The following is a 14,047-nucleotide window of genomic DNA, read 5'->3' as shown; positions in this document are numbered from 1 at the left end:
ACTCAGCGGATTCAGTCGACTGAGTCGGTCGGGTAGTCCTGCCGCTAACTGCACACCGCACGCTGCGCGCCCCCGGCGCGTGCGTCTTTCCCCGTCGTTCTACCGCACCGATTCCGTGACGATCTGCGCAAATCGCTCGCGGCAGAACTCGACGAACGACTGCGCCTGCTTCGTCAGTTGCCCGCGTTTGAGCCGTGCGCTCACGAGCCCCGACGGGCTGACCGTTTCGCTGAGGGCGATCGTCACGACGCGCCGGCCGTCGTACGTGTATTCGGAATGCGGCCGCGTGACGAGCAGCGAGAAGCCGAACCCCTGGCCGACCATCCCGCGCACCATCTCGATCGACGGCGAAGCGAACACGATGTTCGGCGTGAGCCCGAGTTCGTGAAACAGGCTGACGAAGTATGTTCGGCTCGGCAGCACGTCGAGCAGGATCATCGGCTCGACGCAGAGGTCGCGCAGCGAGACGTGCGACTGGCCCGCGAACCGGTGGTTCTCCGGCAGCAGCACGTACGGCTGCTGCGCCGGCATCAGCGGCTCGGTTTCGATCGTGCCGTCGAGATCGTGATCGTAGAGGAACGCGAGATCGAAGGTGCCGGCCGTGAGGCCCTGCACGAGCTCCTGCTGGTCGCCGTCGCGCAGCCGGATGTTGACGCCCGGGTAGCGCTCGCGAAAGCCCGCGATCAGTTGCGGCAGGTAGAGCGGGGCGACGGTCTCGAAGCAGCCGATATCGATCTGGCCGGTGACCACGTCGTTGTCGGCGAGCGCATTCTGTTCGAATTCGTGCGCGATGCGCAGCAGTTCCTGCGCCTTCCGGTAGAAACGCGTGCCGCTCGGCGTCAGCGACACGCCCTGCGCGTGATGGCGGATGAACAGCTTCACGCCGAAACTCTCCTCGAGCCCCTTGATCGCGCTGGAGATCGACGGCTGCGCGATGAAGAGCTGGCGCGACGCCTCGGCGACGCTGCCGGATTCCACCGTCGTCACGAAATATTTCAGTTGCCGCAAAGTGTAGTGAGCCACGAGCACCCCTGTTACCGCTGTTACCCCTGATACCCCTGTTACTCGGCTCCGGCGCGCACGCGTCGCCGGCGCGCGCAACCGGGCCATCGTTTCGGGTAGCACCTTAACCGAAGAAAATCGGCGCCGCCGTTTCCGCTGCAGAGCTTTTTCGTATGTCCCGGAAATATTTTTAGTATTTTCCGGTCGCCGCATGCGTGGCGCACCATCGTCTCCAATCCGGATCGCGACAAAAGCGCGCACGCACCGGCGGGGCATGTCATCCGTCCCCGCGCGTAGTGGCGTAGTGGCGTAGTGGGCGCCGGCGCGTCGATCGGCGTCGCCCGCGTGTCCGGACCCGATTGCAGGCGCGCGCACGGTCGCGCGCCGGCTGAAACGGCACGCGCGCATCGCCGCGCAGCACAGGAGACTTCGCCATGACGACCGCGGACCGCAACGCGTCCCCCATGATAGAGAAACACACGATCGGCTACGTGCCGCCCGCAGAACGCCACGGCAAGGTGCGCGACCTGTTCACGCTCTGGTTCGGCGGCAACATCGCGCCGCTGCCGATCGTGACCGGCGCGCTCGGCGTGCAGCTCTTTCACCTGAACCTGATGTGGGCGATCGTCGCGATCGTCGTCGGCCAGGCGGTCGGCGGCGTGCTGATGGCGCTGCATTCGGCGCAGGGGCCGCAGATGGGCATCCCGCAGATGATCCAGAGCCGCGCGCAGTTCGGTTCGTGGGGCGCGCTGCTCGTCACGGTGATCGCGGCGGTGATGTACGTCGGCTTCTTCGCGTCGAACATCGTGCTGGCCGGCAAGTCGGTGCACGGCATCGCGTCGTCGGTGCCGGTGCCCGTCGGCATCGTGATCGGCGCGGTGGGGTCCGGGCTGATCGGGATCGTCGGCTACCGGTTCATCCACATCCTGAACCGGATCGGCACATGGGTGCTGGGCATCGGCATCGTGGTCGGCTTCTGGATGATCCTGTCGCACGTGAGCACCGCCGATTTCCTCACGCGCGGCGGCTTCGATTTCGCCGGGTGGCTGGCAACGGTGTCGCTGTCCGCGCTGTGGCAGATCGCGTTCGCACCGTACGTGTCGGACTATTCGCGCTACCTGCCGGAAGACGCCGGCGTCGCGTCGACGTTCTGGGCGACCTATCTCGGCTGCACGATCGGCTCGACGCTCGCATTCATCTTCGGCGCGGTCGCGGTGCTCGCGGTGCCGGCCGGCGCGGACACGATGGACGCGGTCAAGCAGGCGACGGGCCCGCTCGGCCCGCTGATGCTGGTGCTGTTCCTGCTGAGCGTGATCAGCCACAACGCGCTGAACCTGTACGGCGCGGTGCTCGCCGTCATCACGTCGGTGCAGACCTTCGCGTACAAGTGGATTCCGACCGCGAAGACGCGCGCGGTGGTGTCGGTGGTGATCTTCATCGCGTGCTGCTACGCGGCGATCGGCGCGTCGACCAACTTCGTCGGCAATCTCGTCGATCTCGTGCTCGCGCTGCTCGTCGTGCTGGTGCCGTGGACGGCGATCAACCTGATCGACTTCTACGTGATCCACAAGGGCAAGTACGACATCCAGTCGATCTTCATGGCGGACGGCGGCGTGTACGGCCGCTTCAATCCGCAGGCGCTGCTCGCGTATGCGATCGGGATCGTCGTGCAGATCCCGTTCATGAACACGCCGATGTATGCGGGCCCGATTCCCGCGCATCTCGGCGGCGCCGACCTGTCCTGGCTCGTCGGCCTCGCGCTGACGTCGCCGCTGTACTACTGGCTCGCGACGCGCGACAGCGCGTACCGTCGCCGGCAGACGGGCGCGCCTCTGCCGCCGTCGGCGGCGCGGTAAGCGGATCGTCGTTCGCCGCGATGAAACGAAGCGGCCGCCGCATCGGTTGCGATGCAGCGGCCGTGAGAGCGGGGAGGCGGGGCGGCAGCCAGGTTCTCGGCGTCACGGCATGTCGCATGCGTGCCGTACGTCGCGAACCTGCCCGCCCGCGGATCACACGACCGCGGAACGCGCGACCCTCACCGGCACCGACTTGTACGACGGCGTGCCGCTTTCCTTGTCGATGTAGTCGAGCGGCACGAGCACGTTCGCTTCCGGGTAATACGCGCCGACCGAGCCCGGCGCGATGTCGTACTCGATCGCGGTGATCTTCTCGAGGCGCAGCGTGCGGCCCGAGGCGGTGATCGTCTCGATGTCGACGAGGTCGCCGTGTTCGAGCCCGTACTTCGCGAGATCGGCTGCGTTCATGAACAGCACGTCGCGCCGCCCGAACACGCCGCGATAGCGGTCGTCGAGCCCGTAGATCGTCGTGTTGTACTGGTCGTGGCTGCGCAGCGTGATCAGCCGCAGCACCTGCTCGGCGCCGAGCACGTCCGCGTCTTCCTTCACGCCCGTGTAGACCGAGAACATCGCCTTGCCGGTCGGCGTGGGCCACACGCGCTCGGTTGGCGGCAGCGGCAGGCGGAAGCCGCCTGGCGTGCGGATCCGCTCGTTGAACGCCTCGAAGCCGGGCACCGTCTTGTCGATCAGGTCGCGGATGCGGTCGTAGTCGGCGATCAGGTCGAGCCACGCGACCGTGCTGTTCGGCAGCGTCGCATGCGCGATCCCCGCGACGATCGCGGGCTCCGAGCGCAACGCGTCGGACGCCGGCTTGAGCTTGCCGGCCGACGCGTGGACCATCGACATCGAATCCTCGACGGTGATCGACTGCCGGCCGCTCGCCTGCATGTCGAGCTCGGTGCGGCCGAGCACGGGCAGGATGTAGGTTTCCTTCGCAACCAGCAGATGCGAGCGGTTCAGCTTCGTGCCGAGATGCACGCTGAGATCGAGCTTCGCCATCGCGGGAAACGACAGCTCGGGATCGGGCAGCGCGACCGCGAAGTTGCCGCCGAGGCACAGCAGCGCCTTGGCCTGGCCGTCGACCATCGCCTGCATGGCCTGCACGGCGTCGTGCCCGTGATGCGCGGGCGGCTTGAAGCCGCACACGTCCTCGATCTTCTGCAGGAACTCGGCCGACGGCTTCTCGGTGATGCCGACCGTGCGGTTGCCCTGCACATTGGAGTGGCCGCGCAGCGGGCATACGCCCGCGCCGGGCTTGCCGAAGTTGCCGCGCATCAGCAGCAGGTCGGCGATCAGGCGCACGGTCGCAGTGCCCTTGTTGTGCTGCGTGACGCCCATCCCGTACGTGACGATCGTCGCGTTCGATTTCGCATAGGCGAGCGCGACCTGCTCGAGCTGCGCCTGGCTCAGGCCGCTCGCGCGCTCGATGTCGTCCCACGACGTGGCCTGCAGGTCGGTGGAGAACGCGTCGAAGCCGCTGGTGTGCTGCGCGATGAAGTCGCGGTCGAGCACGTCGCCGCGCTCGGCCTCGAGCTGCAGCAGCGCCTTCATGATGCCCTTCAGCGCGGCCGCGTCGCCGCCCGCGTCGACCTGGTAGTACGTCGACGCGATGCGCGTCGAACCGAACGACGCCATCTCGATCATGTCCTGCGGATCGGCGAAGCGTTCGAGCGCGCGCTCGCGCAACGGGTTGAACACGATGATCGGCACGTTGCGGCGCGAGCACTCGTGCAGCGTGCCCATCATCCGCGGGTGGTTCGTGCCGGGGTTGTGGCCGATCGAGATGATCAGCTCGCAGTGGTCGAAATCCTCCAGCGACACCGTGCCTTTGCCGATCCCGATCGACTGCGGCAGGCCGACGCTGGTCGGCTCGTGGCACATGTTCGAGCAGTCGGGGAAGTTGTTGGTGCCGAGCTCGCGCGCGAACAGTTGATACAGATACGCGGCTTCGTTCGACGCGCGCCCCGACGTATAGAACTCGACCTGCTCGGGCGGCAGCGCGCGCAGCACTTCGCCGATCCGCGCGAACGCGTCGTCCCATTCGACCGCGCGGAACGTGTCGGTCGCGCGATCGTAGACGAGCGGATGCGTGAGCCGGCCCATGTTCTCCAGCTCGTAGTCGGACATCCGCAGCAGCGACGACACGGTGTTCGCCGCGAAGAACTCGGGCGTCACGCGCTTGGTCGTGGCCTCCCACGTGACGGCTTTCGCGCCGTTCTCGCAGAACTGGAACGTCGACTTGTGTTCCTTGTCGGGCCACGCGCAGCCGGGACAGTCGAAACCGTCGGGCTGGTTGGTCTGCATCAGCACGATCGGCGCCTCGATGGTTTCCATCTGCGTGCGCACGGCCTCGGCTGTCGCGCGAAGCGCGCCCCAACCGCCGGCGGGCCCATCGTACTTCCTGATGCCTGGCACTTCGCGTCGATTTGTCATGTGAATCTCCATGAGCCGGGCCCGCTGCGGGGTGGCTCGGGTTGCGCCGCGTCGCGGCGTTGGGGCGGCGCCGTCCGGCGGACGGCGCCGGTCATGCGGGCCCAGGCATCCGGGCCCGCGTGGTATCAGTGCGCGTCCTTCTTCGCACCGGACGACTTCTTGCCGGATGCCTTCGCGACGGGCGGCGGCGTATCGGCCTTTGCTTCGTCATCCTTTTCATCGGCCGATGCCTTCGCGGCCTTGCCGTTCGGCCTGGCCTTGCCGTCGGCGTCCTGCTTCGCGTCCTTCGCATCAGGCGGCGCGAGCTTGTTGAACGTCACCGTGTCGCCGGCCGTGTCGTAGTCGACTTCGACGCGGTCGCCCGACTGAAGCTTGTCCGCGAGGATCTCCTTCGCGAGCTTCGTTTCGATGATCTGCCGAACTTGCCGCTTCAGTTCGCGCGCGCCGAACTCCGGCTGGTAGCCGGCTTCGGTCAGGTGTTCGACGAGCGAGTCGCCCATCACGAGCGTGATGTCCTGCGCGGCGGCGGTGCGCACCACGCGGTCGAGCTGGATCTGCACGATCGAGCGGATGTTCTCCTTCGACAGCGCATGGAACACGATCACCTCGTCGATCCGGTTCAGGAACTCGGGGCGGAAATGGCCCTTCAGCACCTGCATCAGCTGCTCGCGGATCGCCTTGTCGGTCTTGCGCGCGGCTTCCGGCTGCGTGAGGTTGTCCATGATGATCGCGGCGCCGAGGTTGCTCGTCGCGATGATGATCGTGTTGCTGAAGTCGACCACGCGGCCCTTGCCGTCGGTCAGCCGGCCGTCGTCGAACACCTGCAGCAGCACGTTGTAGACGTCCGGATGGGCCTTCTCGATCTCGTCGAGCAGGATCACGCTGTACGGGCGGCGCCGCACGCGCTCGGTGAGCTGGCCGCCTTCGTCGTAGCCGACGTAGCCGGGCGGCGCGCCGATCAGCCGCGCGACCGCGTGCCGCTCCATGTACTCGGACATGTCGATGCGGATGATCGCCTGCTCGTCGCCGAACACGGTCTCGGCCAGCGCCTTCGCGAGCTCGGTCTTGCCGACGCCGGTCGGCCCGAGGAACAGGAACGTCGCGATCGGCCGGTGCGTCTGGCCGAGGCCGGCACGCGACAGCCGCACCGCGTCGCTGACGGCGACCACCGCGTCGTTCTGGCCGACCACGCGCTCGCGCAGCTGCTCTTCCATCTTCAGCAGCTTCTGGCGCTCTTCCTGTGTAAGCTCGGACACCGGAATGCCGGTCAGCCGCGACACGACTTCGGCGACCGATTCGACGGTCACCTCGAGCGTCTCGGAACCGGTCTTGCGCTGCCACGCTTCCATCTTTTCGTCGAGCGACTTCTGCTTCTCGTTGATCTGTTCTTCGAACTGCTTCGCTTCGTCGAAGCGCTTGCGCGACGTCGCGTAGTCCTGCTCGCGCTTCAGCTGCGCGATCTGCGCTTCGCCTTCCTGGATGTCGACGGGGCGCGACGTCGCGCCGATCCGCACGCGCGCGGCGGCCTGGTCGATCAGGTCGATCGCCTTGTCGGGCAGGAAGCGCGCGGTGATGTAGCGGTCGGCGAACTCGGCGGCCGCGACGAACGCGTCGTCGGCGAACGTCACCTGATGGTGCGCCTCGAGGCTGTCGCGCAGCCCGCGCAGGATCACGATCGTCTGCTCGACGCTCGGCTCCGGCACGAACACCGGCTGGAAGCGCCGCTCCAGCGCCGCGTCCTTCTCGATGTGCTTCTGGTATTCGTTCAGCGTGGTCGCGCCGATCAGGCTCAGCTCGCCGCGCGCGAGCGCCGGCTTCAGCACGTTCGCGATGTCGAGCCCGCCTTCGCCGCCGCCCTGGCCCGCGCCGACGATCGTATGCAGCTCGTCGATGAACAGGATCAGTTCGTCGTGCTTCGCGATCACTTCGTCGATCAGCTGCTTCGCGCGCTCCTCGAATTCGCCGCGATACTTCGCGCCGGCGACCATCGAGTTGATGTTGACTTCGACGAGCCGCTTGCCGCGCAGCACTTCGGGCACGTCGCCGTTCACGATCCGCTGCGCGAGGCCTTCGACGATCGCGGTCTTGCCGACACCCGGCTCGCCGATCAGCACCGGGTTGTTCTTCTTGCGGCGCGCGAGCACCTCGATCGTGCTTTCGATTTCCTGCGCGCGGCCGAGCACCGGATCGAGCTTGCCCTGGCGCGCGATCGCGGTGAGGTCGCGGCCGAACTTGTCGAGATTCGGCGTGCCGGTCGGCGCATCGACGCGGCCGTCTTCCGCGCCCTTGCCGACGACCTTCACGACCTTCTGGCGCAGCGCCTCGGGCGTCACGCCGTATTTCTTCAGCAGCGTGCCGGCGATGCTGTCCGGCACCGACGCGAGACCGATCAGCAGGTGCTCGGGGCCGATGTACGAGTGACCGAGGTCGCGCGACGCCTGGAACGCGTACTGCACGGCCTTCTTCACGCGCGGCGAGATCGACAGCTTGTCGAGCGACGCATCGGGGGAGGCCGTGCCGGTATGCGCGTGCTCGTCGATGTACGACTTGATGTCCTGCGGCGACAGCTTCAGTTCCTTCAGCAGCGCCGCGCACACGTCGGTGTCCGCGAGCGCGTACAGCAGGTGTTCGGTGTCGAGTTCGCTGCGGCGCAGCTCGTGCGCCTTCTCGGCCGCGCGCTGCAGCAGTTCGAGCGTCTGCTCGCTGAACGCGTCGGTCGGGTCGACCGACTCGCGCGGAATCTCCGCGGCGAGCGGCGACGTGTCGCCGGACTCGCCGAACAGCGACGACGCGCCGCCGCCCAGCAACGAGTCGAACGGGTTCAGCATGCTCTGATGCCGCATCAGCTGACGGAAGTGGTAGTCGCAGATCGAGATCGTCTTGCGCTCGCCGTCCTGCATCACGGTGGCGCGCGCGACGGCCGGCCGGGCGTGACAGATGTCGCAAAGTGCGGGCATGGTGGTCTGGCTCCTGTCAATGAACGTGAATCGAAACGGAAGTCCCGATGCGCGAGGGCGCCGGGGCGTGCCTGCCGCACGACGCGACCGGCGGCGCGCGCGCCATGCCGGCGCCGTCGCGCCGCGCGCGCCGGCATGGCGACCGGCCGTGCTCGACGCCGGCAATACCGCTGCTTCGCGGCGCCTGCGCCATCACTTCGACTGCGTTCAAAATAGCGAATCGGCCCGGGGCCTCCAAGACACAGTTCCGCATTGGCCCGGCCGGGAATTGCACCCTCACAAGGGTGCGAGCATGAGACGCAAGGAGTACAGACGAGCGCGCATGCGGGTGCGGCGTGCGGGCTGCGCAAACGTGGCGGCGTGCGACGCGCGCGAAGCGCGGTGCGACATCGGCGCGCAGGGCGCCGGCAGCGAGCCAACGGGAAGGGGGGCGCGCGACGCAATGCGGCGCGCGCGCATCGGCGCGAGCGCGCAGGGCGGCAGCGTGCGCGGACGGGTCAGGCCGGGCCGCGCGCGCACCGCAACCGGTGCGTGGCGCGCGGCCGCTGGCGAAGCGGGCGGGTTGCACGGTGCGGGCCGGACATGGCCCAACCGTGACGAGGCGGCGGCGTCAGTCGGAGAGCGTCATCGCAAGTTTCTGCCGTGCGATCTGCTTCACGTCGGTTGACAGTGCCGCATTCTGCAGACCATTGGCCCAGACGGAGAACGAATCCTCGATCAGGTTGCGGGTGTCGGGCGGCAGTTCGGCCAGCATCAGCGCCACCACGGTGAACAATACGGCGGTGTCGCCGGCCTGGCGGCTCGCGTTCGCGTCGACGGCCTGCTTCAGGCTGTCGATCGACGCTTGCAGTGCCTGTAGTGCTTCATTCGATTCGCTCATTTCTCGCTCCATGCAGGATGGTTCGATCGGCGACGAACGTGCGGCCGGCCATGCGGCCGGTGGGCGCGATGCCGGTCGGGCATCGCGCGGGCGGAACGTCAGGTCGCCGGGTTGCCCTGCGGCGCCACGGCCACCGATGCCTCGCTCGTCAGCATCAGGAACGTGAACGTTTCGCGCAGGTAAAGGCGAACGACCTTGTCGGTATGGCCCGTGTAGCCGATCGACACGTCTTCGCCGAGGTGCAGTTCATAGTCGCCGCCGCGGGTCGACAGCACGCAGCCGCCGCTGATCGCCGGCGCCCAGATGATCTCGCCGCTGACGATGCGCTTGATGTGGCCGAGGACCGGATAGCCCTGGTCGCGCGCCTCGCTGAGCGCCGTGTAGGCGTCCGAGCCGAGCACGACCGAGTACGGGCCGTCGACGCCGGCGAGCCGCAGCGCTTCCAGCGCGTCGCTGATCGCGTCCGGATACGCGCTGACGTCGGCCGGCAGCGTGAGCTTGCGATTCGACGTGCCTTCGCGGATGCCGACGATGTCTGCGGCCAGATAGCCGTCGAAGATCGCGCCGTCTTCCGCGAACGCGAGGCGTTGCGCGGCGTCCTTCGCCGGCTGCCAGTCGGCGTCGCGCGCGCCGCGCTCGACGCTGTCGATCGCATCGCGGCTCAGCTCGAACGGCACCGTCAGCTCGACGATCGTGCGGACTTCGCGCAGCCGTGCGCCGACCAGCTCGCGCGGCGCGGCAACCTCGCGCAGATGCCCGGTGCCGACGGCCGACAGCTCGGGGCCGGCCGGGCCCTCGACGTCGACCACGCGGCGCCCGGCCACCGAGCGCTTGAAGGTGCGTGCGACTTCTTCCTCGATCTGCTCCCAGGCGGACGAGGAAATCGGCGCGAGTTCGCGGTGCAGGTTATTCATAGGCTTTGGCTCCTTTCAGCGATCCGATGTTCAGCGAGCCGTCACGACGCGACTCGGGCGATGCGGGGGCCGGCTGCGCGGCGGTGGCGGTGGCTTCGGCGCCCGGTGCGGGGCGATCGGCGAGCGCCTCGAGCAGGTCGGCCGACGGCACGAAGAACAGCGAGCCGGTGACCGCGCGGCTGTAGTCGAGCAGCCGGTCGTAGTTGCCGGGCGGGCGGCCGACGAACATGTTCTCGAGCATCTGCTCGATCGGCGCCGGCGAGCGCGCGTAGCCGATGAAGTAGGTGCCGAATTCGCCGGAGCCGGGGCGCCCGAACGGCATGTTGTCGCGCAGGATCTTCACTTCCTGGCCGTTCTCGTCGAGCGTGGTCAGCGAGCTGTGCGAGCACGACGGCTTCACGTCCGGCGCGAGCTCGATGTCGGACAATTTGGTGCGCCCGATGATGCGCTCCTGCGTCTCGACCGCGAGCGCGTTCCAGCCGGCCATGTCGTGCAGGTACTTCTGCACGATCACGTAGCTGCCGCCCGCGAATTCGGCATCTTCGTCGCCGATCACCGTGAAGTCGACCGCGTCGCGGCCCTCCGGGTTCTCGGTGCCGTCGACGAAGCCGATCATCGCGCGCTGGTCGAAGTTGCGGAAGCCGTGCACCTCGTCGACGACCGTGACCGCGTCGCCGAGCGCGCCGAGCAATTGGGTCGCGAGTTCGAAGCACAGGTCCATCGCGTCGGCGCGAATGTGCAGCAGGATGTCGCCGGGCGTCGCGATCGCGAGGCGCTGGCCGGCGCCGAATTCGCGGAACGGATGCAGCGACGCGGGGCGCGGATCGCCGAACAGCGCATCCCAGGCGTCGGCGCCGAAGGCGCATACGCAGGACAGGTTGCCGTCCGGCACGCGCTTGCCGACCGAGCGCACGAGCGCGGCGATGTCGCCGCACCACGCGCGGATCGTGTCGGCGCGCTCGGCGCCGGGGTTGACGGTGGCGACGAGGAAGATCGCGCTGCGCGTGACCGGGCTGTGAACGGCCTGGGAAAGCGGGGGACGGGTTTGCATCGCGGCCTGCCGGTCAGTCATGTCGGGACGGACGGGCCGCGGATGCCGCGGCGCGCGAAGACGAACGGTTGGACTGTGTCATGCGACTGTTCTCTTTGTGACATGCGGATGAAGGACGTTGCGCGGGCATCGCGCAACGGGCCGCAGCGGCGGCGGCCTGCCGCCCGGGCGCGCAAGGGGGAGGCAGGCTCGGTGGCCGCGCGTTCGCCCGGCGCGCGACCTCGCCGCACCGCGTAACGTCGTCGAGCATGCAATCTAGCAGCTTCGGCGGGTCTTTGGAACACGTATCGCCAATCTGTCATTCGAATGGGTTGATCGGGTTCCGATTTCGCGTCGCGGGCGTGCAGCTGTACTCCTGAAACCCGCGGCGCTGTGCTCTTGAGCGGGCGTGGCGCGTGCAGTAGATTAGGTTCGCTCCGCCCGCCGACGAGGACCATCATGATGAACCTGCTGGAAGCGATGCGTATTTATGTCGCGGTGGTCGAGCATGGCGGGGTGTCCGCCGCGGCGTCCGAACTGAAGCTCGGCCGCGCGCAAGTCAGCGAGCGGCTGGACCGCCTCGAACGGTATCTCGGCTGCCGGCTGTTGCTGGCGCGTGCGGGCGGCGACGTGGCGTGTACCGATGCGGGCGTCGCGTTCCACCAGTGCTGCCGGCGCACGCTGTCCGCGGTCGCGCAGGCCACCACCGCGGCCGGTGCGTGCGCAACCTTTCCCGATGCGCGCGTCGCGGGCTGTCCGCCGCCCGAAACCATCCGCCGTGTCGACGCAGCGTCGATCGCGGCACAACCCTCATTGCACCGGTCATCGCCTTGAATACGTCCACTGTTTCCGCCGATACGGCCGCCGAGCGCATCCGCCGCCGCTTCGGACACTTCCTCCACGCGGCCGAGCTGGCCGGGCTGATCGTGATCGGTCTCGCGACCGCGTTCGCGATGACGCAGGAAGCGTGGAAGGTCGTGCTCGCGGGCGAGGTGTCGCTGACCGACCTGCTGCTGATGTTCCTCTATCTCGAAGTGCTCGCGATGAACGTGCGTTACCTGCGGCTCGGCCGGCTGCCGGTGCGCTTTCCGCTGTTCATTGCGATGACGTCGCTCGCGCGCGACCTGATCCTGCGCGGCGCCACCGACAGCCCCGAGCGGATGCTGATGACCACGTTCGGAATCGTGCTGCTCGCGGTAGGCGTGCTGATCCTCAGCTTCGGCCAGCATCGCTTTCCCGCGGAAGTCGACGACGTCGAGGACGATGTGCATGCGCGTCGGTGATGCGTGTGTGTGCGGGGCCGATCGATGGGGGCGTCGGTTCGGCAGTTCATTTCGTTATACCGAGATTGATTCGGTGCGGCGCCGACTCGCGGCTGCCGCGTTTCCATCTGTTCACCACACGTGTGCGATTTGAGGTTTGATCGCCAAACTGTCACTTACATTCCCCGAAATGACGCAGTAGGATGCCGATCCTTCTCATGATGGATTTCGCATTGCTATCCGCCTTCAATTTCGGTAATGGACGTGGCTCGCACCGGAACGCCCGCGGCCGGACACGGCTATGCGGCTTCGTGCAGCGGCACGGCACGCGCACCTGGGCGTCGCAGGCTGGTTCACCGCTGGCAGGGCGAGGCGGATGAAGCTCTACGAGAAATTCGCGAACGACATAGAGAGACTCATCCGGCAACGCGTGTATCGACATGGCGATCGTGTGCCGTCGGTGCGGCAGGCGAGCCAGCAGCACCGGATCAGCATCACGACCGTGCTGCACGCGTACCTGCTGCTCGAAAGCCGCGGGCTGCTGGAGAGCCGCCCGCAGTCGGGGTACTTCGTCAACCTGCGCAACGACGACGGGCACGCGCCGGTGCGCGAGCTGCGGCCGTCGAAGCCGATCGCGATCTCGTCGTCGGTCGACGTGAGCCGGCTCGTGCTGTCGACGCTGCGCGCGATCGGTACCGACGACGCGGTGCCGCTCGGCTCGCCGTACCCGGACCCGAGCCTGTTTCCGTTCGAGAAGCTGAACCGCTACGCGTACGCGGCCGGCCGCGACAAGTCGCTGTGGGGCGTGACCGACGGGCTGCCGCCGGGCCATCCGCGCCTGATCCGGCAGATCGCACGGCGCTACCTGGAAAACGGGATGTCGGTCGACCCGAACGAGATCATCGTGACGGTCGGCGCGACCGAGGCGATCAACCTGTGCCTGCAGGCGGTCGCGAAACCGGGCGACACGATCGCGGTGGAGTCGCCGACGTTCTACGCGATGCTGCATGCGATCGAACGGATGGGGATGAAGGCGATCGAGGTCGCTAAACACCCGGAATACGGAATCGACATCGCGGCGCTGGCGGCGATCGCGAAGTCTCAGCCGATCGCCGCGTGCATGGTGATGCCGAACTTCCAGAATCCGCTCGGCTTCCAGATGCCCGACGAGCGCAAGCGCGAACTGGTTGAATTCGCAACTAAAATCGACATGCCGATCATCGAGAACGGCGTGTACAACGAACTGTATTTCGGCAATGCGCACCCGAGTGCGCTGAAGGCGTTCGACCGCAACGGGATCGTGCTGCATTGCGCGTCGTTCTCGAAAAGCCTGACGGCCGCGTACCGGATCGGCTGGGCGTTGCCGGGCCGTTATCGCGAACAGGTCGAGAAGCTGAAGTTCCTGAACACGCTGGCGACGCCGTCGCTGCCGCAGCTGGCGATCGCCGAGTTCCTCGAACGCGACGGTTACGAGCATCACCTGCGGCGGATTCGCAAGGCGTATGCGCAGCAGGCGAACTTGATGCGCGCGATGGTGTCGCGGTTCTTTCCGGAAGGCACGCGCATCTCGAGCCCGGCGGGCGGCTACGTGCTGTGGGTCGAGTTGCCGGCGCAGGTCGATGCGATGCGCCTGTACCAGCTCGCGCTGGAGCAGGGCATCACGATCGGGCCCGGCTACATGTTCTCGATCGCGGACACCTACCGCAATTTCAT

General features: G+C 67.4%; 10 protein-coding genes. 4 read left to right on the top strand and 6 right to left on the bottom strand.

Annotated elements, in window-relative coordinates:
• Positions 1-99: 99 nt before the first annotated feature.
• Positions 100-1,023: a LysR family transcriptional regulator gene (locus U4Z31_RS30890; protein WP_321812323.1), complete on the bottom strand. Its 924-nt coding sequence runs from the start codon at positions 1,021-1,023 to the stop codon at positions 100-102.
• Positions 1,024-1,436: 413 nt separating this feature from the next.
• Here U4Z31_RS30890 and U4Z31_RS30885 point away from each other — a divergent pair, with 413 nt between their 5' ends.
• Positions 1,437-2,858: a cytosine permease gene (locus tag U4Z31_RS30885; RefSeq protein ID WP_321812322.1), complete on the top strand. Its 1,422-nt coding sequence runs from the start codon at positions 1,437-1,439 to the stop codon at positions 2,856-2,858.
• Between the two features lie 153 nt (positions 2,859-3,011).
• Here the strand turns inward: U4Z31_RS30885 and U4Z31_RS30880 are convergent, their stop codons facing one another.
• From U4Z31_RS30880 to U4Z31_RS30860, 5 genes are all read right to left on the bottom strand, one after another.
• Positions 3,012-5,291 carry an FdhF/YdeP family oxidoreductase gene (locus U4Z31_RS30880; RefSeq protein WP_321812321.1) on the bottom strand — a complete coding sequence of 760 codons (2,280 nt, stop codon included), beginning with the start codon at positions 5,289-5,291 and terminating at the stop codon, positions 3,012-3,014.
• Positions 5,292-5,416: 125 nt separating this feature from the next.
• Positions 5,417-8,248: an ATP-dependent Clp protease ATP-binding subunit gene (locus U4Z31_RS30875; RefSeq protein ID WP_321812320.1), complete on the bottom strand. Its 2,832-nt coding sequence runs from the start codon at positions 8,246-8,248 to the stop codon at positions 5,417-5,419.
• A 610-nt stretch (positions 8,249-8,858) separates the two neighbouring features.
• Positions 8,859-9,128 carry a hypothetical protein gene (locus U4Z31_RS30870; protein WP_124521663.1) on the bottom strand — a complete coding sequence of 90 codons (270 nt, stop codon included), beginning with the start codon at positions 9,126-9,128 and terminating at the stop codon, positions 8,859-8,861.
• Positions 9,129-9,226: 98 nt separating this feature from the next.
• Positions 9,227-10,042 (bottom strand): family 1 encapsulin nanocompartment shell protein, encoded by an 816-nt coding sequence (locus U4Z31_RS30865; protein WP_321812319.1) that lies wholly within the window; start codon positions 10,040-10,042, stop codon positions 9,227-9,229.
• On the bottom strand, positions 10,035-11,114 hold the full coding sequence (locus U4Z31_RS30860; protein WP_321812318.1) for a Dyp-type peroxidase: 1,080 nt from the start codon (positions 11,112-11,114) through the stop codon (positions 10,035-10,037). The genes U4Z31_RS30865 and U4Z31_RS30860 overlap by 8 nt, the downstream gene beginning before the upstream one ends.
• Positions 11,115-11,531: 417 nt before the next feature.
• Here U4Z31_RS30860 and U4Z31_RS30855 point away from each other — a divergent pair, with 417 nt between their 5' ends.
• The 3 genes from U4Z31_RS30855 to U4Z31_RS30845 form a co-directional block, all read left to right on the top strand.
• Complete coding sequence (locus U4Z31_RS30855; protein ID WP_415750314.1) at positions 11,532-11,906, top strand: helix-turn-helix domain-containing protein; 375 nt, start codon at positions 11,532-11,534, stop codon at positions 11,904-11,906.
• Positions 11,903-12,355, top strand: coding sequence for a phosphate-starvation-inducible protein PsiE (locus tag U4Z31_RS30850; protein ID WP_044848158.1), 453 nt, complete (start codon positions 11,903-11,905; stop codon positions 12,353-12,355). Before U4Z31_RS30855 ends, U4Z31_RS30850 begins: the two co-directional genes overlap by 4 nt.
• 355 nt (positions 12,356-12,710) lie before the next feature.
• Positions 12,711-14,047: PLP-dependent aminotransferase family protein (locus U4Z31_RS30845; RefSeq protein ID WP_321812317.1), on the top strand; the 1,337-nt coding region annotated here is incomplete at its 3' end.

The sequence above is a fragment of the Burkholderia sp. BCC1985 genome, assembly GCF_905339915.1.
Lineage (GTDB): Bacteria > Pseudomonadota > Gammaproteobacteria > Burkholderiales > Burkholderiaceae > Burkholderia.
This window is presented reverse-complemented; position numbering and strand designations above follow the sequence as displayed.